Source organism: Candidatus Epulonipiscium viviparus (assembly GCF_000171335.1).
GTDB classification, from domain to species: domain Bacteria; phylum Bacillota; class Clostridia; order Lachnospirales; family Cellulosilyticaceae; genus Epulonipiscioides; species Epulonipiscioides viviparus.
In genome coordinates this window covers 1-22,826 of record NZ_ABEQ01000053.3, presented here as the reverse complement: position 1 = coordinate 22,826, position 22,826 = coordinate 1, and the positions used below count along the sequence as shown (strand labels likewise).

General features: G+C 39.6%; 15 protein-coding genes and 3 pseudogenes. 8 read left to right on the top strand and 10 right to left on the bottom strand.

Going from position 1 to position 22,826, the window contains the following annotated elements; genetic code table 11:
* Positions 1 to 77: 77 nt before the first annotated feature.
* From hisJ to EPU_RS08270, 5 genes are all read right to left on the bottom strand, one after another.
* Positions 78 to 866: a histidinol-phosphatase HisJ gene (gene hisJ / locus EPU_RS08290; RefSeq protein ID WP_029488254.1), complete on the bottom strand. Its 789-nt coding sequence runs from the start codon at positions 864 to 866 to the stop codon at positions 78 to 80.
* 146 nt (positions 867 to 1,012) lie between these two features.
* A complete protein-coding gene (locus EPU_RS08285) occupies positions 1,013 to 1,537 on the bottom strand; it encodes a GNAT family N-acetyltransferase (protein WP_010168346.1) in 525 nt (174 codons plus the stop codon).
* 34 nt (positions 1,538 to 1,571) lie between these two features.
* On the bottom strand, positions 1,572 to 2,108 hold the full coding sequence (locus tag EPU_RS08280) for a GNAT family N-acetyltransferase (protein ID WP_029488253.1): 537 nt from the start codon (positions 2,106 to 2,108) through the stop codon (positions 1,572 to 1,574).
* 21 nt (positions 2,109 to 2,129) lie between these two features.
* Positions 2,130 to 4,163 (bottom strand): ATP-dependent DNA helicase RecG, encoded by a 2,034-nt coding sequence (gene recG, locus EPU_RS08275; protein ID WP_010168344.1) that lies wholly within the window; start codon positions 4,161 to 4,163, stop codon positions 2,130 to 2,132.
* Positions 4,164 to 5,489, bottom strand: coding sequence for a glycoside hydrolase family 30 protein (locus EPU_RS08270; protein ID WP_010168343.1), 1,326 nt, complete (start codon positions 5,487 to 5,489; stop codon positions 4,164 to 4,166). It abuts the gene before it with no gap.
* A 191-nt stretch (positions 5,490 to 5,680) separates the two neighbouring features.
* On the opposite strand from EPU_RS08270, the gene EPU_RS08265 reads away from it, so the two are divergent.
* On the top strand, positions 5,681 to 6,118 hold the full coding sequence (locus EPU_RS08265; RefSeq protein ID WP_010168339.1) for a hypothetical protein: 438 nt from the start codon (positions 5,681 to 5,683) through the stop codon (positions 6,116 to 6,118).
* A gap of 95 nt (positions 6,119 to 6,213) precedes the next feature.
* Here EPU_RS08265 and EPU_RS08260 read toward each other — a convergent pair whose 3' ends face one another.
* The 3 genes from EPU_RS08260 to dapA form a co-directional block, all read right to left on the bottom strand.
* The gene (locus EPU_RS08260) at positions 6,214 to 15,480 is read right to left on the bottom strand and encodes a hypothetical protein (RefSeq protein ID WP_029488252.1); all 9,267 of its coding nucleotides are present in this window, start codon (positions 15,478 to 15,480) and stop codon (positions 6,214 to 6,216) included.
* Entirely contained in the window at positions 15,477 to 15,938 is a 462-nt protein-coding gene (locus EPU_RS08255) for a hypothetical protein (protein WP_010168334.1), read from the bottom strand. The genes EPU_RS08260 and EPU_RS08255 overlap by 4 nt, the downstream gene beginning before the upstream one ends.
* Before the next feature lie 202 nt (positions 15,939 to 16,140).
* On the bottom strand, positions 16,141 to 17,025 hold the full coding sequence (gene dapA / locus EPU_RS08250; protein WP_029488251.1) for a 4-hydroxy-tetrahydrodipicolinate synthase: 885 nt from the start codon (positions 17,023 to 17,025) through the stop codon (positions 16,141 to 16,143).
* Positions 17,026 to 17,215: 190 nt separating this feature from the next.
* Between dapA and hpf the strand changes: the two genes are divergently transcribed.
* The 7 genes and pseudogenes from hpf to EPU_RS08225 all read left to right on the top strand — a co-directional run bounded on the left by hpf (position 17,216) and on the right by EPU_RS08225 (position 20,848).
* Entirely contained in the window at positions 17,216 to 17,749 is a 534-nt protein-coding gene (gene hpf / locus EPU_RS08245) for a ribosome hibernation-promoting factor, HPF/YfiA family (protein ID WP_010168331.1), read from the top strand.
* An 18-nt stretch (positions 17,750 to 17,767) separates the two neighbouring features.
* On the top strand, positions 17,768 to 18,472 hold the full coding sequence (gene deoD, locus EPU_RS08240) for a purine-nucleoside phosphorylase (protein ID WP_010168330.1): 705 nt from the start codon (positions 17,768 to 17,770) through the stop codon (positions 18,470 to 18,472).
* 106 nt (positions 18,473 to 18,578) lie between these two features.
* Positions 18,579 to 19,046 (top strand): annotated as a pseudogene (locus EPU_RS08235) (sporulation protein); the annotation flags it as partial.
* A gap of 83 nt (positions 19,047 to 19,129) precedes the next feature.
* Positions 19,130 to 19,174 (top strand): annotated as a pseudogene (locus EPU_RS14615) (hypothetical protein); the annotation flags it as partial.
* A 42-nt stretch (positions 19,175 to 19,216) separates the two neighbouring features.
* Positions 19,217 to 19,381 (top strand): hypothetical protein, encoded by a 165-nt coding sequence (locus tag EPU_RS13940; protein ID WP_010168328.1) that lies wholly within the window; start codon positions 19,217 to 19,219, stop codon positions 19,379 to 19,381.
* Between the two features lie 9 nt (positions 19,382 to 19,390).
* Positions 19,391 to 20,098 (top strand): sporulation protein, encoded by a 708-nt coding sequence (locus EPU_RS08230; RefSeq protein ID WP_010168326.1) that lies wholly within the window; start codon positions 19,391 to 19,393, stop codon positions 20,096 to 20,098.
* Between the two features lie 3 nt (positions 20,099 to 20,101).
* Positions 20,102 to 20,848, top strand: a complete 747-nt coding sequence (locus tag EPU_RS08225) for a class I SAM-dependent methyltransferase (protein WP_029488250.1) — start codon at positions 20,102 to 20,104, stop codon at positions 20,846 to 20,848.
* A 329-nt stretch (positions 20,849 to 21,177) separates the two neighbouring features.
* Here the strand turns inward: EPU_RS08225 and EPU_RS08220 are convergent, their stop codons facing one another.
* Positions 21,178 to 22,572 (bottom strand): ABC transporter substrate-binding protein, encoded by a 1,395-nt coding sequence (locus EPU_RS08220; RefSeq protein ID WP_029488249.1) that lies wholly within the window; start codon positions 22,570 to 22,572, stop codon positions 21,178 to 21,180.
* A gap of 27 nt (positions 22,573 to 22,599) precedes the next feature.
* A pseudogene (locus tag EPU_RS13935) lies at positions 22,600 to 22,826 on the bottom strand (ABC transporter substrate-binding protein); the annotation flags it as partial.

Genomic DNA, 22,826 nt, shown 5'->3' with positions numbered 1-22,826 from the left:
GCTTATGGGATATAAAATAATTTATGTTATAAAAAGAGCACCCCACAATTTTGAGGTGCCTTATTTTATGCCCTATTTCACTCTATATATTTTACTAATGAAACTAAATCTTCTGCTGAATGCGCATCAGATCCGTATATCATTTTTATGTCCCACTCTAATAGTTTACGAAACAGATAATCATCAATATATATTTCGCAATTTTCTTTGCGTTCACCTGCAATATTATAGTCAATTGTATATTTATTTTTGTTCATAGCTTCTAGCAATTCTGCTACTATCGGGAACTTACTATAGTCAACTACAAAATCTTGGCTATAAATTCTCACTAAATTGAGATGCCCCACTCGCGTTGGTTTATACTTTCCTATATCAGCTTCTACAGAYTTCTTAACAGTCTCAAAATAAATTTGATAAACCTTGTCTAATCCTTCTGCTATTTYTACTAACTCATCAAAGCTCTCTTGGCTATAATCTATACTAAAGTATTTTTCACCTACTTTAATAATGTGCACTGATAAAATTCCATCGTCAAAAAATTGACCATATTTATTCAACATAGCTGCTATCTCTTGCTCATAGCCTTCTATATAGTCTACTTCTACTCCTACATTAATTTTGAGTTTATTCTTATATTTCTCCTTAACACACTCCACCTCTTTTATATATGGCTCCAACTCTTGCTCTTGCATATTTCCATCATTATTAAATTGTGGATAGCATTCCAAAAACTCCTTTGGCAATGGAAAATGCTCCGTAAATGATATTTCTGTTATTCCCAGCTCTATCGCTCTTTCTATATATTTTTCCATCGTGTCTTTGCTCCCATGCGGGCAATAATTAGTATGAATATGTCCATCTCTCATTATTTTTATCTTCCTTTCAATTTTTAGTTTTTAATACACAGATTATTGCCCTTTATTTTACTTAGTATACTTATATATGTAAATATTTTTTACAAAAATATGCTTCTGCAAAAGTTATTTCTTCTCTTGCAAAAGCATCTTCTTCTTTATCTTATAAACATCTTGAATAACGCTGTTCCTAAGTATTTCTTTAACACAACTTCTAGGTCACTTTCTGTTACGATGCCTCCATAACTCATGGTTTCCATCTCCATTGTAGCTTCACACACTCGTATTCCGCTATCAACAAATCCATTATTTTCATAAAATTCCTTGCGTCTCATTCTTTGCTTTGCATTAGCTGCAGTATCGTCTAATGCTTCTATATTCAAAAATATTTTTTTGCCTGGTACTCGCTTTTTTAACTCACCCAAAATTTTACTGCCGTATCCGTGTCTTCGCAGTGACGTCGCCAAATACAGTACATACACTAGGTCTTTGTCGTATATCAGATACATAAACCCCACAAATTTTTTCTCATCATATACACTCACTAGATCAACATAGCTTTTTTTGGCTTTAGATTTAAATAACCAAAAGGGTATTCTCTCGGTTATGGGAAATGACTTTACATACAATGGCTTAATGTCATGTGTGATTTTCGCATTTTGGGTTAATGTTACAAATTTCATTTTATTCCTCCTCAAAACAGTTAAACACATCTTTCTATTCAAATTTTATAAATGCATAGTATCTAGCTTTTCCTAAATATTGCTTTAACACTCCCTCAAAGTCTTCTCTAAAAATTTCCCCTCCCAAAGCCATCACTTCTGCATCTACCCCATAAATACAAACTCTTATTTCTGTRTCTACAAACCCGTTTCTAATATAAAACTCCTTGCGTTTAACTCTAATCTCCGCATCAGCTGCCATATCACTAAGTGCGTCTATGTCTAATATCAACTTTTTGCCTGCTACTTTTTTTCTCAACGCTACCAAAATTTTTGTACCATACCCCTTGCCTCGCAATTCTCTTGCTACTGCAAAAAATACTATATATACCAAATCTTTATGGTAAATTAGATAYACAAATCCTACAAATTTTTGTTTCTCGTATATGCCAAACAAATCCGCATGTTGCGTTCTCGCTTGCCTTCTTATCCATCGCATAGACGCTCTYTCTACTGCTGGAAATGACTCCTCATATAACTCTTTCATCTCTTCTAAAACTTTCGCTTCATCCTTAAATGCTACAAATTCCATTTTAATCCCCTCTACTGTTCCTTATAAAACTGGTGCCATCGGATTATATTCATTTTGCATAAAGTTAAACAAATCTGAATATCCGTATATCCCCGCTTCCATAATGTTTTCAACCTCTTGCTGCACTACTTTAAGCACATCTATATCTGTATACATATTCGCTATCTTCATTTCTAGTAACCCGTGCTGGCGTGTTCCAAAAAATTCTCCAGATCCACGCAACTGTAAGTCCGTATCTGCTATCTTAAATCCATCCGTGGTTTCTTGCATTATTTTGAGCCGTGCCCTCGTATCTTTATTATATGAATCACTTACCAATATACAAAATGATTCATAGCTCCCTCGCCCTACTCTTCCTCGCAGCTGGTGCAATTGCGATAACCCAAATCTTTCCGCATTTTCTATTAAAATTATCGTCGCGTTGGGCACGTTTACTCCCACTTCTACTACTGTTGTCGAAACCAATATATCTATTTCGCCATTAGCAAACCGTTCCATAATCTTATTTTTATCTTTGGCTTTCATCTTGCCGTGTAAATACTCAACAGCCAATCCTGCAAATTCTTCTGCTTGCAACTTTTCAGCATACGATATCACATCTTTAACATTTTCTACTTTTTCGTTTTCCTCTACCATCGGACATATAATATAACATTGCCGTCCATTACTCACATGCTCTCTCATAAATTTATAGATTCTAGCATAGTATCGGCTGTCCACTGCATTAGTTTTTATCGGGGTTCTGCCAGGTGGCAACTCGTCTATTGTAGAAATATCCATATCGCCATACAATATCAATGCCAATGTTCTCGGAATTGGTGTCGCGGTCATCGCCAACACATCTGGAAAATCTCCCTTTTGTGCCAGGCTAAGTCGTTGTCTCACTCCAAATCTATGCTGCTCATCAGTAATTACTAATCCTAATTTTGCGTACACCACGTTATCTTCTATCAATGCGTGGGTTCCTACCAATATATCAATATCTCCCTTTGCAAGCTTTTCTAATAGCCCCATCTTCTGTTTCTTTGTAGTCGACCCCGTCAATAATGCAACAGATATATCAAATGCTTCAAAAGTTTTTTCTAAAAACTCAAAGTGTTGCCTTGCCAAAACCTCCGTCGGTGCCATCAATGTGCTCTGAAAGCCGTTTCGAACTACTATAAACAATGCTATTGCCGCAACCACCGTCTTTCCAGACCCTACATCGCCTTGGATCAATCGATTTGCTGCCCCCAATAATTTTAGATCTGCTGCTACTTCTTTGACCACTCGTTGCTGGGCCGCAGTTAGTTTAAATGGCAAAGTCTCCACAAATGCTTCCAAATCTACTGGCGATTGTTTTACTGTCCCAGCCTGCTTTTGCCTAAAATCTGATTTCAATATATATAAACTCAACTGCAATAAAAATAATTCTTCAAATACTAGACGCCTCCTTGCTTCAACGAAACTAGCATCGTCCTTCGGAAAATGTATGTTTTCTATCGCCTGTCTTTTTGGCATTAAATTATGTTTTGCTACAATATCAGTTGGGATCACATCTGATACATTACATATTGCAATATCTATTGCATTTTTTATATGTTTGCGTATGATAAATTGGGATAGTTGATATGTCGATGCGTAAACGGGAATTAGCTTGGTCTGTTGAGTATATTTCTCAAGTGTTTGATATGATGGAGAAACCATGTTCAATTTATTATATTTCAACTTTACGGTTCCGTAAAAATTATAGATCAGCCCTACATGAAAATTATTTTTCATATAAGGCTGTTCAAAAAATATAATCGTCATTTGTTCCGTACCATCAGAAACTTCAAATGATACCATAACTCTATTATTGACTTTTTTCAGTATTGGCTCTTTGATTACAGTTGCAACAATATTGTTGGCCTCATCTAGTACYGCCGCTTCTATTGGCGTTACCTTCGATCGGTCTTCATGCTTTTTGGGAAAATATTCCATCAATTCTGCTATTGTATATATCCCCAACCGATAGAACCTTTTTGCTGTTTGCTCACCCATTCCACTAAGGGTTGTGATGCTTTCTTTTAACATTTAGCTCACTTTAAACGCTGTAATAGACATAGGTTTTAATTTTAGTTCAAATTTCTCCTGATCAATTGTTACTGTTCCAACGTCTTCCTTATCTAAAAAGTTGCTGACCATAAAGTGAATGCTTCCGTCTACATTTTTGAATGCTATTCCCACCTTGCTTCTTGCGGCGTAGACAATTCTTCTTGCCCCTGGCTTAATGCATTTTCCCGCTAATGCCATTACATAAAAATCTGGATTATACTGATAAGTTTTTTCCTCTTCATCAATCGTTACCATGCTGTTTTGTTTCCAACCCCAGGTGCTTGTGCCTTTTGTATTTAGGATCATGTTCCAGTATGTGAATGTGTCACAACCCGCGTTTATATAATTTACTATATTCATATACAATGCTATTGCTTGTTCCCAAGTATTTTCGCCTTTATAACATACGCTTTCTGTATGCATCAACTTAAGCCCCGGATAGTTTTGCAAAATATTATACAGCGGTTGCATTGTCGTATACTGTGTTCCAATTCCTTCGATATATTCTTCTATTCCTGGATTTTCACTCAAAAATTCACACGCTGTTGCCTCGTTTATAGTTCTAAATGTACCCGCAAAAATTTTGGTATCTAATTCTGCTGCTTCAAATGCTGGTACCATATGATCTCGTATCAATTTTGCCATTTGCTGCACATCCATATTGCAGCCCGGAAATATCGGGTTTGCTTCTGGCTCATTTTGCACGTTTATTCTATCTATATCAAAGCCTTTGTTCGCATACTCTTCTACTACTCTTACAAAATACTTGGCATAAGCGTCATAATACCTCGGGTCGTCTATCAATTTGCCCGCTCCCCCAGCTCCTGCCATTTGCTTGTTATCTTTCATCCAAGCCGGAGGGCTCCAAGGAGATGCGTGTATTCCCATATTAGGTGCGTACGCTCTACACATCGCCATATACGGAATCATATATTTTTCATCTCGCTCTAAGCTAAATGATTCCATCTCAAAATCATCTTCCACATCGTCTAAACTATACGCATCCAATGCAAAGTCGCTCGCACCAATCGGAAGCCTAAAATAATTAAATTTATCGTACACAATATCTTTGCACACTTGCTTTTGATCCTCATCTGAAAGTGCCAGTAACGCCTTTCCTCCTAATTCACTAAATGCTCCTCCCAAGCCTCTAATTTCTTGAAATTCCATATGCGAATTGATATATAAAAATGCTCCAAAGGTTCGCTGGTTTGGCTGATCTCCAATATCTCCACACATTTGTGACGTTTCTTTTAAATTGATGTCGCTCGGAATATTTACTCTATAAATTTCTTCTAGTTGCATAACTATCTCCTTTCAAATTTAATATTTAGATATTATCATTTAACTTTCTAAAATGCAATCTTTTTAACATTTTTTCTCAATCTATTCAATATTTAAAAAATAACTAATATTTCGTACACAAATATGCATTAATACTTGTCTATATTTCATAAGATAGATAATATATATTTTACTATAAGGAGGAGTTTACTATGAACGATATAATCTTAGTATGCAAAGACGTTGCAGCTGCCATGCAAGCAATACCAAATAAGGAGTTATTAACCATATTATCTGTTGAAGAATACAGTGCCCATTTAGAATCTATACAAAAAACTGCAGTAGGCACAATCTTTCTCACAAAGCCCGTTGCCAAAAAATTTAATCTTACTGACCCAGTAGGGCAGATCATAGATCATCACGATAATTTATACTTAATTTTATCTGGTATAAGACAATCCGAATCTGGCCCATATATCCCTAAATATGATGCCTACACTAATGCTTTCTTCGTTTTAGCAGATAGAATAAGAAATAGACCTGCTGCAACTCAGGTAAACACAATTGCAAAGTCTTTGGCATTAGATATTCAAAATACTATTCAAAATCAGATCAATGAGCAAATCAAAAAGCTTCAAGATAATCACTAACCTTCCGCCCTCGCAAGTTATTGTGAGGGTTCTTTTGCATCAAAAAAAGCTGCCCTAATCGCAAATGCAATTAAAGCAACTATAGGTGCTACTATTTACTCAAAAATCATCTCTTCAAAAATCATCTCTTCTTCAAACGGAATCTCTTCAAAGTATTCATAARCTTCTTCCAAATAAAACTCCTGCTCATCAAATTCTTGCTCGTCAAAAGATTCTATCGCTATATATTCATCGTCAGGATAAAATTCTTCGCTTGGTACATCCAAAATCTCTATTTCCGGTATCTCAAATTCTGGTTCTTCAAAATATTCTATCTCCGCATAATAATCAACCTGAAATTCTGTCTCAAATTCTGGTAATGTCATTCCCTCTGGTAACATCGCACTCACTCGTGCCGCGACACTGGCTATTTCGCTTTCTATCGTATTGGTCACAATAGATTTTTGCACATCATCGCCCATTACTGCATTTACTGTTACCCGGAATTTATAACGCCCGTTTTCGCTCGCATCTGCTGCATCGAACATTACTGTGCTTACTGTCACTTCTGTACTTATCGCATTATCAATTCCTCCAGTGCCTGTTAAATATTCCTCTACTTTTAATTTAACAGCTTGCTTCGCATCGTCTGAAGTTTTTGCGTTGTCTACACTTAGCGCAAAATTAAATGGCGGCTCTGTATTTTCTAATGCACTCTTCAAAGCATCAAGATCATCTTGTGCCAGATCAAGCCCCGGCGCTGCTATTCCTACTTGCTGATCAATAACTACATCTTTTTGTACTCCTTTAAATAGATTAATCATAAACTCATATAATCCCGTTTCTGCTGGAGCGGTATTAGTAGGTCTTTTGGCCGCAGTAAATTTTGTCGTTACTATTTCGAATGTAACACCCGTTGTTTCTGGCCTATTAAGCAACGTTGCGATTTGTTCGCTCATTTTAGTTTTGGCACCAAATTCGCTATTGTTTTCTGCTGGTATGCTAGCGTATGTTTCTCTACCTATTACATCTTTTGCCGCTATCAATGCCGCAGTATCAAATTCGTTTGGCAATACGTTTGGCTCAATTACCGCATCAATTGGCGCCGTCTCTATTGTATATATCCCTACATTATCTTCGCGCACAACATCTCTTCGGGCAACCACTGGCGCATGCTTCAATGTTACTGTAAACGTATATCTTCCCTGAATGCCGTCTGGATTTGCATAGTTGCCATCTGTTGCAGGAGAGAATGTTCTYGGTACGGTGTTAACTGTTACTTCAAAATCTGTAAATCCGTTATCTACTAGCAGATCTTGTATCATTGCTGTAATAAGTTCTGCCGAATGCTCCTCTGTTATTTGAATTTCTGCTGTTGCCATRTCCGCATCGTGATCATATCTTGCTGGCAATACATACGCTGCCCTATTCGCTTTCACTAGTGCGACTGCCTCTTCAACTCTTTCTGCCAAAATATTTTCCCAATCTAGCGAATCTACAAAAACTCCTAGCTGATCACCATTGTTGTTCGCATCTATTGTTGTGCCGTCCGCAAAGGCAACTTCAAAGCCTACAAATGTTCCCACCGCGCCTTTTTCTTCATCAACATCAGGGCCCGTAGTTTCTCCCGGTGCCTCATATCCCGGCGCTTCTCCTGTTACCATAATATCTACTTCTTTAACCGCGACACTAATCAGATTCTTAATGTAATTGCATATCGCTTCTATCGTTGCCTCCTCATCGCCTGGCACTARCACTGTGTTTGGTATCGTCGTTCTATAGTCTGTTCCATCATCTGTTTCTGCAGATAGAAGGTCATTGATGAACACTCGGGCCTTTTCTACCGGCGATGTCTCTGCCGTATATGCGCCTTTTAGCTTTCTACCACCGTTATCAACATCGAGGAATTTTTCTAATGCATCTTCTAGGGTATCTAACACAGCCCCGTCTCCAATTAGCTCTTCTGCCAATATGTCTGGTCGTCTCATTGCTGTAACTGCAGCGTTAACAGCTGTATTGAGATCCCGGTACACTTTTTCGTGCGCATAATATCTGCCATCCATTATATACCTTCTCTTATATGCCTCTTCGGCATCTCCAGCATATCCATATCCTGGCGCTGTTGAATCTTCTCCGGCACCCTCCCAAACGCTATTCGGTACCATTGTTGTTTCTGAGAGTCTTGCCTTAACTTCAAAAATCTTGTCGTCAACCAATTTTTTAGCATCTAAGACCGCTTCTTGCGATCCTTCTCCACCTATCCCTTCTGTTCCCAAAATTATTATAGGCTTAGAATGTATTTCATCAGGTGGAATGTTATTATCATCATTTTTCATTACGGTTTCGAATACTTTTATTTGATCCTCCAATATTGTTTTCGCACTCTCATAATCTTCTTTAGCAAAAATTGAAATTTTATTTCCCTCTTCATCAACCTCTGTTTTTAAATACATTAAATTTGCCACATATGCTGCATTTTTAATATATGTGATTGGCGGTACTGGCTTAGAGACTTCCGATACATCCGGATATCCCTCTGCTCGCGGATCCTTCAAAAACGGCTTATGGGTAACCCAAGTAATTCCTTCTGCCACGTCGGTGCCTTGTCTTAAGCTCACTTTTGTTAGTCCCAAATCCATCGCTTTATCTACTGACTTTTTCAGTGCAGCTTTAGCTTCAGCGGCATCATATTTTGGATCTGTTCCAATAATTTCACCTTGATTAAGGTTTTCACTAAATATAGAAACTGCTGCCGTCAAATTCTGGAGATGTATTTCAATTGTCTCCAGCGTCGTGGTATCGTTTCCTAACGATATTTTAAATCCGGTTTCAGGATCAATTACTGCCTCGCCAGTAGCTTCATCTATCAAAAAGTTGCCGTATGAATTATCGATCGCTTGTTGCGATACTTTTATTCGACTTTCTATCAGGTTCATATAACTTGCAGGTACCCAGTTATMAARATCCTKAATATCAGATCCATCAACACTCACTAATGTTGCTTCAGCTAACGTTTTCGCTTCTTCCAATTTGGCTTTTAAATCAGCGACCGCAAGATTAAATTCTTCGTTTCGACCATGTCTAGGCTTGCCATTAATCTGCGTAATTGCGACATCTACCATCGAATTAGTTGAGTTTTGTAACGAGCGCAATGCCGCCTCTAGCGAATCTTCTGTAGAAGTATATAGTAGCAACGCTTTTTGTGCTGCAGCAATTGCCGCTTCATATGCCTTATAATTTCCAATTGGCACCCAATACACCTCTTCGTTATAGACTACATCATCGCCTCTGCCTCCAACGCTACCACGAATTGCTTTCATCCCCAACGGAACGTCCTGTAATATTACATCGKCAGCTCCCCAGTCCATATATCTATCGCCATAATCAAATAGCCCTGTTTCTGGATCTTTGCCGATAAACTCCATGGCTTCATCGATAGCTTGTTTTAGCATATTGTAGTTTTCCACATAATCTTCTGATACCGAATCTTCGGTCATCACTTTTACTTTGTCTTCAAACTTTCCTATTTCTYTTTCCAATGCAAGCACCGCATTATCCATGGCCAATTTGTTTGTTTGCCCGTTATCAAATTTATCTAACGTGGACTGTACCACATGTATCGCGCTTGCTAGTACAACTACATCTTGCGCATTAATCCATTCATCGTTCACTGTAACATCGATGCCTTTGCGATTGCTCACTCGAATATCTTTTTCACCGCCTTCATCAATGCCATTGCCGTTGCCCTCGTCTCCGTCTGGTATTGGATTTCCATCCGCATCAAATCTGTCGTATCCATATTTATTGAGTGGCACTCCGTCGTATGTGGTATATGTTACCACTGGCGCTTCTGCACCTTGCAAATAAACTAGGTCATTGATGATCGCTACTGCATTAGCTATCGACTTTCGAATCTCGCTATCAGCAAAGCCTTTTGATCCGTAGTTCACTTTTGGAACYTTTCCTGGAATCAYCTTTCCGTCTAAATCTCTGGCATAAAATAGTTCGTACGCTGTCTTCAATTTYTCGTATTCATTTACCACTGTTTTTAACGAATATGTTACAAGATTGTCAGCAATGTTGGCGTTATTTTTCAAAACGTTTTGMGCATAGTTTACAATATTTCTAAGTTTATCTTTTTCTATTTTKGTTGCCCAAAGCTGTGTTGCCTCGATATCTATTCCACCCATTATGCTTTCTGCTAATCCCTCAAAGGCAGGTATAGGCGCCACTTCTTCATATATGACATTGTCCATGTATGCRTCGGTTCCGAGAGTCGCGTTGTCAACATACTCTTGCATCTTTTGCGTAAGATCCGTATATATTTCCTTGGTGCCATACTCGATCGATCTTTCAAACGCTTCTCTATCTCTAACCATAATTGTACTCGCATATTYTAGAGAATCCACTGTCGAGTTCGCTGCGTTATATGCTTGTATCGCAACATTTATTGAATTATCAAAAGACATGAAAGTTACGTCATAGACCCAYTTTCCGCCGGCATCTGGAATATTGTCCTCGTTCTCATCTTGCCCGCTTATATCGGTTCCTTGTACTTTRCTTATAACCGCGGCATTTGCTGTATCGACTGCTGCATTTACATCGATAACTCCTTCTGCAGTAATCGGTTTCTTCGCAATAAGCGCTGCTGCCTTATTTATCTCTTCCATTAGTACTTCTCTAACTTCTTCAAATGCCGCATATTCGTCTTCGTCTGCCTCTCCCGGAAGCGGTTTAAACCTTTCTATGGCACTCATATTGGCATTCACTTGGCTGAAAACCTGATCTACTGTTAAACTTTGTATTTTGTCTACTATCGTATATGAGTAGTCAATAGAGTTTAGCATTATCGTCATTACCGCATTGGTAACGTACATTCTGTCTAGTGGAATATTTTCACCATAGCTATCACTTACCAAAATTCTGTCGCCATCCGCATCTTCTAGCATCGCTTCCATCTGGCATATCTGATTATAGAGCAATACTTTGGAACTCGTTTTGTAATCCAATACTCTYGGCTCAAACTCATCAATCAACACTGTCAGTTTATCGAGTGCTTGCTGCTTCGTAGAATCTGTCGACGCAAGCAATCCCACTCTTATCGCCTGTTCTAGAACATATATTTGCGACGCATCAATATACTCAATCTCACTCATCAGAGAAATTTCCACATCGTCAAATCCGTTCGCATCGGTGTCCCCGTTTCGTAATATATCAAAAGTGAGAAACTCGATTCCCAGCTGATTGCTCACTAGATATGGKGACACAATTTCTGGTATCACATTGCCTTCCGCATCGACCTCTTCTTTCCAGCCGATAATTCGTTTGGCAGACATTATAGCGTCTTCTAACATTTCGTTCAATTCAAAGCTCTTATCCGCAGGCACAACTTCAAAGTTCTCYAACGCAACATCCAGCAACTCTACAGATGGTAATGTTTGGAAATACGTATTCTCAACTCCTGGGGTATTCGCCTTTATAAACCCATTAACATGATTTAGATTTCCGGCAAGAGCATCTGTTACGATTTGTTCGATCCCCTCAAGCGCATCTGCTATATTTGTAAACAACACTCGTATCGTCCAGTGTGTCGCGGTTGTTGAGCCATCATCAAAAGCTCCCGGTCTCAATCCATCGTGAGATATCAAAACTCTTGTTGTATCCAATTGAACATCCGCCAGCTTGCCTTCTACATCAAATACCAAATTTATCAGGTCATCTAGCGTTTCGATTCCATCCACATCCGCATTTACATCCAAAATTTTTGCGTTGATCAAATCTTCRTTAATCTTGCTCGCAATCTCATCTACYGCAGCCTTATAGTCATCTATATACGCATCCAATACAACTTCTTCATCTGCTCGTATAGCATCAAAAGCGGCTATAGCATTTTGTAAATACTCCATCTGGATATCAAAATAYTGTGGATTTACTCCAAACTCTGCCGTATGTTCTGCAATATCCTTATTGATAAATTTGTCGATGGCTACAAGGACCTGGTTGAGCGGTTCAAAGTTGCCTTTCGCTACATACYTACCTTTTCCGGCGTCGTCTATAATGTTATCATCGTTTAGCAATGCTCCATCGATTCCTGTTAATCCATCGTTTGAAATATGGATTGTGGTTGATGTATATTGCCCTGTAGAATTGTTGTTAGCGTCTTTTAGTAATCTAACGTTTGCGGCCTTAATGTCAGCAACACCTTCGTTATACGTTGTAGTTCCTCCTATAAACGCCGCGTATGCYTCATCRAAACCATCTACAGTTGGACGAACAGGATCCTTCTTCGTATCATTAAAGTCATCTGTTGCCTTATCTAATTCGGTTATCACTTGGTCGAAATATCCAACCGGATCTAATACGAAGTTTGGCAAGAATGCTATTGAAAATAYCGCATCCTCAAATTTATCTGGATCATTGTCTGGCGTCGGATACGTTCTAGGCATAGTTCCCTCTAGTATGCCCTCCACCTTATCAATTGCTTTATCATATGCTTGCAGATCCAACGAATTAACCCATTTTATTCCAGCATTGGTTGGAATAAGGCTCAGGTCGGTCCATTCTCTGTCGTCGTATATATATCGCTTATATCGGTAGCCATCTTCAGAAAATACCAGAGTTCTGTCATCTGGTGCGTTATCTGGGTGGTCCGCATTGTCCTCTGCCAAATAAATATCGGAATCTTTCTTGCCAATGCTCTTATACTCATCTCCCACAACCACCGACCTTGCAGTCTTCGGATTGCCCTCACCTTTTATTGCCGCATCCAGGCGATCTTGCCCAGTCTTATATTCTTCTGCCAATGATTCGACTTTCGCATCGTTGAAGTTTTCTATCGCACCCGCCAAGTCTATTGCCAAATTATTAAAGACCTCGTTATCATCGTAGAATAGACGCACCAATTCATCGATGCCTGGCTTATTTGTGCCATCTGCATTCTCATAATCATAAACCAAATTTGTAGGCAATATCAAATATACTAGCTCGCTCTTTTCGATTGCATCTGTTAAAACTGCATCTAACGCGTCCACAGTTTCTGGAGTTACCCAATGCGTATCGTTTGCTTCTGTTACATCCATTGCCATCTTAACTTGCTCGATCCCTGCAATAGATTCGTCGATCGTTGGCGTTACTTCTGCATCTGGAATCGGGTCCATTGCTTCTGTTGTAATCTTATATAACCCTTCATCCGAAATAACCAGATTGGCGACTGCAATCGATCTTGGTGTGTATTCGGTAACAAACTCAATTGCGTCGTCTGGATTTGTATCTGCAACAAGTTCTCGGCTCGCGATCGTTAAGATGTCTTCGCCGCTATTAATTTGTCCTCGCAATGTTGTCATCGCRGTCGATAATGTTTCTGTTATCCCGGCTTCTGCYGCCTGTTCATATGCCGTAATTTCATTTTGCAATTCGTCTGCCAAGTTCGACATCTGCGTTGCTGTATATATTTTAGTTTTTAGATCCGGATTTATAATATAGTCGGTGCCGGCTTCTGTTTTCACATATGGGAACGCCGGTAACATGTCACCCACTGGTTCTTTAAACTCAACAGTTGCCACAACGGTCAATGCTTCTACCGCAACTCGATATAACGCATCATGCTCTTCCATTGTTACCCATTGCTTTGCCGCACTCACGTTGGTGCCGAGTATAGAGCTTACATTAAACAAATCTCTTTGCGTAGTTTTCATCGACTCGAGCGTACTATCTTCATAATCTTCTATGTTAAACTCTAGATTATCTTCGGCAATAACTCCAGGATCTCCCATAGGCAACTTCATCATCGCTGCAGGCTGCAGTTTTAAATCATCATCTGCAGTGCCCACAGTTCCGTCAAAATCTTTATACGGCACAAATGCACCGCTCGCATTGACAGTTCCCATTCCCAGATGCACCAACATTTTTTGTAGTTGCAACAACATGGCCAGCTGCTCATGTCTTGTGCCTGGCTTCAGTGCCGCATTGAACGCGGCGGATCTATCTATAATCGCTTGTATGGCGACGTTCAACAATGCGGTAATTGAACCTTGAACTTCCTCATCATAGTCGCTACCACCCAATTTGTTTTCTTCATTATCTAATCCATCGAGCTTATAAAAAGCATTGGCTTCATCTTGGAACAAACCAATTTGCTCCGAAACATCTTCCATATTGATAAACATTTGCGTAACGAAAGGAGTTTCTGTATCGCCGCCTGGCTGCCACTCTCCCAAATCTTGCTCACTCTCCGCAATTGCGGGCGTTACAAAAAATGAACCTGCGTCTAGCTCTTCAAATCTTCCATCATATGCAATATCGACGACGGTTAGCCCAGCTTCTTGCTTATAAGATGGTGGCTTGTATATTCGCATTCCCACCGCATCGGCCTTCAAGCATACTTCATTATTTTCATCCAAATATACGTACACCGCACCGCTCTTATAAAACTTGCTCTCTGCCTCAATTGTATCTGGATCCTCTATCAGTCCTGCAAACTCGCTTGTATTTGGAAGCACCGGCGGAAACGGACCCTCTATATCCTTAAGTCCCATTAGAGCTTTTGTTACCATAATTTCAAAGTTACCAACTTTATTCGATGCCGAAACTTCATCAGTTCCCAGTTTTGCTTCCGCTATGTAGGTGTTATACGCATCCGATAAAGAATTTAGCACCGCCTCCAATTCACCCATATTTGTGTATCCGCCATCTTCTTGTAGTTCTGGAGCGCCATAGGCAACCTCATGATGGTTCGTATACATTTCACCGGTCTCTGGATTCGTACTTTCTAATGTAATCAATGCTTCATACGATTCCGGATGGATATGCTTTACGGCTTCTGCCGCTTTTTCTAGCTCTTCATATAGCTTATTATGAACCGATTCATTAACCCAATATTTGTCAATTGCAATGTCGGCGCCTTCCACCTTGCTCAAATAGATCGGGATTCCGTTATCTGAATTGGGTGCCACACGAGCGGCCCTTGCCGAGCGAACACTCGCAGCGACAACATGAACTTCTACCATAAATGTATTCACTTGCTTTGTAGAATTATCTGTTATTGTATATTTAATCAACACCGGTTTATCTGGATCTGTAATATTTGAAGTGGTTACAGGTGCGCCTTGCTCAACCGATATATAGTTGCCCGCGGCGTTTGTCATATTTACTTCGACAGTATAAAACGACGGCTGAAACTCTTCTTCCCATTGCAATGTCGGAACTTCGTATCCATCGTATTGTTCCACCGTTACTTTTTTAGTTGCCCCATTATCCAGCAATATATTTTTAAACTTGATTGGTGGCGCCGCGGCTCCCGCATCTGCATGCACATTCACTGCATAAATTTTGTCCATCAGCTCCACAACTTTATCTCGATAATCAACGCCCGTTCCGGGTTTCATTGGACTACTTGCAATTTGCTATTATAATCTTTGAGAGTTAGGACTGCAACTTCTATTTGAGACAATAACCCCTCGGTGGCAGATGCGTATCCCTCATACAAATATTTTTCAAGGTTTAGATAATCCTCTCCCATCGCATCAGTGAAGAGTTGATCGGGGCCATATTCGATTCCTCCTATTTTYGATGGGTTGGCTTGCAAGGTACGTATAGATGCAGCGAGTTGCTCGTTTAGTGCGTAAAACATATTAAACTCCGCCAAGCTCACCAAATTATTTGAATGATCAGAATCTTGAGTTGCCCCTTCAGCATCATCAGATAAATCTACAGCAGGAAGCGGAGCAATACCTACCCCCACATAGTCATCGCCCAAATCTGCTGCCGATGTAATTACAGGAAAAGCCGTTGTTGCCAACATTATCATGAGCGCCAAATATTTATGTTTCTTAATCAATGCCATATATTTCATTCCTTTCTACCATATTATACCATAGTATATTTTATAATCTAATTATTTATCCATAATATATATCGTGTATGCAAAACAAAATAGTTATAGCATACCAGTTGGTAAAATTTGTGCGCTCTATATAACTTGTCCTACTCTCGCTTAGACTTTTTTTTTCTAAAGCAAGAACAATCCCTGCTTTAGTTCGCCTCCATTATTTTAACAAACCATACTTTTTCATCTCTTTAGTAAGCACTTCTATATTTTTAGGATCCATCTCCGAAATCGGAAGTCTACATTTGCCAACATTCATTCCCATCAAGTTTAATGCCATTTTCGTTGGCGCAGGATTTGATTCTATAAACAATGCTTTTATCAACGATAAAGTTTTTAGTTGCAACTCTCGTGCCACATCRATCTGATTGTGTATGAAATGTTCATGTATCATATGCGTATCTTTGGGAATTATATTTGCCATCACCGATACCACCCCTGTTGCTCCATATGCTAATGCAGGCAAAAACACCGGGTCATCTCCTGTATATATGCCAAAATTATTTTTTTGAAATGCATATGCCAACTCGGCGATTTGAGAAAGGACACACTCTTTTATCGCAACAATATTATCTATCTCTGCTAACTTTATTGTAGTTGCAGGCTCCAAGTTAACCACCGTTCTCCCCGGTACATTATATAAAATTATTGGAGTTTTTACCGCTTTCGCTATTGCCTCGAAATGTTTATATAATCCATATTGCGTGGGTTTGTTATAATATGGCACAACGCTAAGTATCGCATCTGCGCCTACACTCTCTGCATATTTGCTAGCCTCTATTGCAGCCTTTGTGTCATTTCCCCCCGCTCCTGCAATTACAGGTACCCTCTCGTTAGTTGCTTTTACAACGCACTTTATTGTTGCTTCTTTTTCAGCTTTTGTCATAGTTGGAGTTTCTCCAGTGGTGCCACACACGATTATCGCATCAGTTTTGTTATGAACCTGAAACTCAATCAGTTCTTCTAACTTTGAAAAGTCCACTCCAGAATCAGTAAACGGCGTAATAATTGCGGTACCAGAGCCAGTAAAAATAGTTGTTTTCATATTATATCCCTCCAAAAAATTATTTAAACCAATTATAACCTTAAATATATATATATTCAATCTTTTTATGTAGGAGCATGTGCTAGTCAAAAAATTTCATTACCCCCTACCAAAAAATTTATTGATAGTGTATAATGGTGCCAACTTGTCATAAACAAGACAAAATAACCATTTTAGAAGGGATGAATATATGAAATATGATGTAGTTGCTAGAAACACTGAAATGACCAAGGGGATGGAGGACGCGATCCAAAATTCTATTAGCCGTTTAGAAAAATATTTTAATGATGAAGCAGTAATCCAAGTCACCATAACTGTTGAAAAGCAACGTCAAACAGTAGAAATGGCTATAAATTTTGATGGACAAGTTTTACGTGCAGAACTCGAAGGCGAGAATATGTATAAAATTTTGGATGATGTTGTCGCCATCTTAGAAAGACAAGTTCTCAGATTTAGAAATAAGTTGCGCACAAAACATAGACAAGCTGAGCAACACATTTTTACCCCAGCCTTTATGGATGAAGTAAATCACGATGAAGAGGAATTATTCATTATCAAAAAGAAAAAATTTGCCATGAAACCCATGAATGCAGAAGAAGCTATCATGCAAATGGAGTTAGTTGGTCACAATTTTTATGTTTATTTAGATCAAGATACAGAAGATGTTAACGTTGTATACAAACGTCGAAACAGTTCTTATGGTTTAATCGAGCCTAGATTCTAATACGCAAAGGAGATTTTTATGAACACACCAACTCCACACAATTCGGCAAAACTTGGAGATATCGCCAAAACTGTTCTGATGGCTGGTGATCCGCTACGAGCAAAATTTTTGGCTGAAAATTATCTAGAGAACGCTGTTCTTTATAACGAAGTACGCGGAATGCTTGGATATACCGGCACCTACAAAGGCAAGCCCGTATCTGTTCAGGGTCATGGAATGGGAATGGCCTCGATTGGTATATACACCTACGAGCTGTTTGCGTTTTATGAAGTTGATACAATTATACGCATCGGCTCTGCTGGAGCTATCGATGAAGATCTTCATATTGGAGATATCATCATCGGCATGGGAGCATGTACTAACTCAAACTATGCGCAACAATATAATTTGCCAGGCACTTTTGCTCCTATCGCCGATTTCGATTTGGTTAGGCGTGCCAAAGAATCTGCAGATGCCTTCGGCTACAAATCCAAGGTGGGCAATCTATTGGCTAGCGACATGTTTTATGATGACGCAAATAGCTTAGCCGATTGGCAAAAAATGGGTGTATTAGGTGTTGAAATGGAATCTGCTGCATTATATATGAATGCCGCAAGACTGGGCAAAAGAGCTCTTACGCTGTGTACGGTTTCTGATTGCCCTTTCACCGGAGAAGGAATGTCTTCCGAAGATAGACAAACCAAGTTTACCAACATGATGGATGTAGCGTTATCATTATTATAATTTATCAATTCTTGTTATAAAATCACTTGTATATTGGACATGCGTTCACGCATACAATGTTATCGAATAGACAGTTACCGTAACTGCTATATCTTATAATATAGAAATGGAGATTTTTATGGGACTATTTTCAAAATTGTTTATGTCATTAGGTTTTGGCGAGGCAAAGATCGAAACTATCTTTGATGATGATTCTGTTAGACAAGGTGGCGACCTCACCGGTATAATTTGTTTACGAGGCGGCTCCAGCGATATCAAGTTTGATGGAATTTTTGTTGAGTTATTTGGTGAGTACCTTTCTGGCGAAGAAGATGATGTCGTTCTTGAAACTGCTAAAATTGGCGAGCTGCAGTTAGCGGAAGACTTTGTATTAGAAGAGGATGCCGATGTGGAGCTGCCATTTAGCCTTTCATTGCCACCAAACGCTCCTATTACCACAAAAGACCTTCTTAGCGAAGATGACAAAAGCAATGTATATATGAGAACCAGCCTAAAAGTAGACTTCGCAGACGATCCTGAAGATTTTGACAGGATTAATGTATACCCTTCTCGAGAAGTGGAAACTGTTATTCTTGCACTTACTCAGGCCTCGAATTTGCGCTCATCGAAACGCAAACTATTTTATATCACGACGAAATTATTCAGGAATTTGAATTTGTGCCTAGAGAAGACTCTGACTATAAAAAGTATCTCGACGAAATCGAATGCTACTTCTTCCATGTTGATGGTGGCATCAAAGTTTGTATGGAAATCGATAAACGAGTTCGCAACTTCAGTACTGCGTTCTTAGATGCGTTTGATATGGATGAAACCTATAAAACTTTATTTATTCCTATAGAGGATCTTCAAGAAGGCCCGACACGTGTGGCTATCTTAATGGATAGATTTATATACGAATACGCACAATAGGAGAATTGAATGGGTGTTTTTGCTAATGCTTTCACTGCGATGAGCATGGGTTGCGCATATGTGGATACGAAAGTTGAAACCAAAATTATTAGACAGGGTGAAATGATAAAAGGGGTTGTATCGCTAGTTGGAGGAAAAAGGGCTGTGGAATTTCGAGGCATCGACGTTGCTTATTATACGATCTATACTAAGGCTCACAGAGCCACCAAGTTGGTCGAAACCCGATGCGCTACTGCATTTACACTCCCAGCCGGTGCCACAGAAGAGGTACACTTCTCTCTTAGAATTTCGCCCGATACACCCACTACCAGGTTTGCTTATCTAAAGACGATATTTGATTTGCCAGTTCCTAAAGAAATAAAAACCAATCTGAAAGTATTTCCTTCTAAGGATTTGGAAAAAATAATTAACATCTTGACTACAAAGTTTGCTTACAATAATCCTACTACTGAAACTTATTTAACGCAGGGTCAACTAGTTCAACGATTTACTTTTAAGTCCAAAAACTTATTTGGCAAATTTATTGATGAACTCCAATGCTACTTTCTTCACGTCACTGGAGGTATAGAAATGGTTATGAGAATCGATAAACATGCCCGAAGCTTTCAAACCGTGCTAAACGAAATTTCTTCCAAGAACCAAACTCATATCAATGTCTTTATTCCCCCGTACGATGAAACACAAACATTAGAGCGATACCTGGTAAAAGGGAGATAATATATGGACTATAGACTGATTAATGCCAAGACATTTGATGACTGGAATCAAAACGGTTGGGAGTGGGGCATACCTATCGCAGCCGAAGTTTTTGCTGCTGCAAAGACGGGCAAYTGGAATGTTTTGCTAACCCCAACCAAGCCTGTGCCGAAAAGCTGGTTTCCTTCTCTTGCTAATGCAAAAGTACTGGGGCTGGCCTCWGGTGGTGGACAGCAGATGCCTATCTTTGCGGCATTGGGWGCGGTCTGTACAGTACTAGACTATTCCGAATCTCAGTTAGAAAGCGAGCGACTTGTTTCTCGACGTGAAAATTATGAGATCGAAATAGTGCGTGCCGACATGACCAAGCCMTTACCTTTTGCCRACGAAACTTTCGATATGATTTTTCATCCGGTATCCAATTGTTATGTGGAAAATGTTGAGCCAATATGGGCCGAATGCTATCGAGTTCTCAAAAAGGGTGGGCGCTTACTTGCTGGTCTTGACAATGGCCTCAACTTTGTATTTGGCGATCAAGAGGGCGTCTTCGAATACGTTCTTCCGTATAATCCACTCAACGATAAAGAGCTTTACGAGCAGTCTATTGCAAACGGATGGGGTATTCAGTTTTCACATACTATAGAAGAGCAAATAGGTGGGCAACTTATGGCAGGTTTCACATTGAAAGAAATCTACCAAGATACTAACGGGTCCGGTTTGCTTCACAATTTTAATCTACCCACGTTCTATGCAACATTGGCTGTCAAATAAAAAATGCGCTGGCAATAATACGCCGGCGCATTTCTTTTTCTTATTTATATTATAATTCTTAGTCGTGCCCTCTGGAACAGCTATTGTGCTAATCTCTGCAGCTGAATTAGTATCAATATCAAAATCAGGTTTATAAACATATATGTTATCACCGCCCTATCGCTCCAACACCTCTTCACTCTCTTCTTTAATCCTATTGGCAATGTAAAAGTACGATTGTATCTATCAAGTTTTATATCGGTATACTCAATTTTTGAATTTAACTTATGCTACTAGCAAGTTGTGGAAAAAAAAACTAGGATACCGTTTTTCGATACCCTAGCTATATTTTACTTCGCATTTACTTTATCTAATGCAGCTTGCCAGATTCCTTTTTGCGCTTCGATTGATTCTGAAACGGTCGCTCTGTTCCAATACACATCAGATGATAGAAGCCCCACATTTACGCTATCGGAAATCGCTATCGTTAAGTTTACCATCGAATTTTCTGGCTCTCGCACCATTGCGATAGTTTCGTCGATCGCTCTTTCATCTCTATATAATGGATATAACACTGTTTTCCAATCATCCGGTCCGTCGTATCCTGGAACTGGCCCATACCACAAGTTTAACGCAAATGCTATATCTTCGGCTTCCTCTTTTGAATACGATGCCGGAATTACCCAACCCGGATCTCCATAGATTGCTTTATATCCCGTCGCATTAGGTCCTTTCGGAAAGGTTACTAAGCCCCAGTCGTCGGCCATTTGATCCTGTGTTAGCGTTGTGCTTTCCCATTCTCCTCCCAAATATATCGCAGCTTGGCTAGTTAAAAACGCATCTTTGTGCCCATTCCAGTGCGATGGAACAAGGTCGAACTCGGTTTTCCAGTAATCTGCTGCCCACTCAAGAGCGGCAACCACCTCCGCATCGTCTAACCCATGCTTATAGTCACCGTTTTCATCAACGTAAACCAGCCTTCCTCCGTTTGACATTATCACAGYTTCAGCAAAYGMAGMYGGATTCATTACCATTGCATATGTGTCGTTTATGCCATCGTTATCTGTATCTCTCGTTAATTTTTCTGAGAGCTCCATAAAAGTTTCCCAGGTCCACTCGCCCGATGCTTGCAARTCGTATGGCAAGTTTGGATCTAATCCTGCTTCCTCAAATAATCGCTTATTGAAGTATAGCATTTGCTTAGGACGACCCTTTTCTCCAATGCCGTATTGCGCGTCGCCTATCGTCATAACTTCTGCAAGAGATGGGTTCCATACAACAGGGTCATCTGCATCTATGCTATCTAACGTTGACAAGTCATATGCCAAGCCACTTTGYGCTGCCGCCAATGTATAGTTTGCATGAAATCTRAATATCTCTGCCGCAGGGTCGCCTGCCAACACCGATGTGGAAAACAACTCGAGCATGCCGTTCCAAGGTGCCAATGCAAGCTCCTCAAACTTAAAGTTATGTTTCTCCATCATCTCATGGCGATGCTCCCACAACGCTTCTTCGTATGCGGAGTTTTTAACTTCCGGTTCCACAACATCAGCCCATGTTGCGATGGTTACAACTAAACCACCCAAATCTCTAACTGGTTCTTCGGGCTCGGCTACTTCTGCAACGGGTGCGACTGGCGCTGCTGTTTCGGTAGTTGCTGCTGTTTCCTCTTCTCCACCACAAGCTGTTAGCGCGCCTATCGTTAATACTGCCAATCCTAGGCATAAAAATTTTCTTAAATTCATTTACATCCCCCTTACAAGAACAACTTATTACTTCGCGTTTACTTTATCTAATGCAGCTTGCCAGATTCCTTTTTGCGCTTCGATTGATTCTGCCACAGTCGCTCTGTTCCAATACACATCAGATGATAGAAGTCCCACATTTACGCTATCGGTTATCGCTATCGTTAAGTCTACCATCGAGTTTTCTCTCTTTCTCGCCATTGCGACAGTTTCATCGATCGCTCTTTCGTCTCTGTATAGCGGATATAGCGTTG

Bases quoted from the DNA above. Each gene is read 5' to 3' on its own strand.
- EPU_RS08285 (WP_010168346.1), bottom strand. From the start codon at position 1,537: ATGAAATTTGTAACATTAACCCAAAATGCGAAAATCACACATGACATT.
- EPU_RS08270 (WP_010168343.1), bottom strand. From the start codon at position 5,489: ATGCAACTAGAAGAAATTTATAGAGTAAATATTCCGAGCGACATCAAT.
- EPU_RS08265 (WP_010168339.1), top strand. From the start codon at position 5,681: ATGAACGATATAATCTTAGTATGCAAAGACGTTGCAGCTGCCATGCAA.
- hpf (WP_010168331.1), top strand. From the start codon at position 17,216: ATGAAATATGATGTAGTTGCTAGAAACACTGAAATGACCAAGGGGATG.
- deoD (WP_010168330.1), top strand. From the start codon at position 17,768: ATGAACACACCAACTCCACACAATTCGGCAAAACTTGGAGATATCGCC.
- EPU_RS13940 (WP_010168328.1), top strand. From the start codon at position 19,217: ATGGAAATCGATAAACGAGTTCGCAACTTCAGTACTGCGTTCTTAGAT.
- EPU_RS08230 (WP_010168326.1), top strand. From the start codon at position 19,391: ATGGGTGTTTTTGCTAATGCTTTCACTGCGATGAGCATGGGTTGCGCA.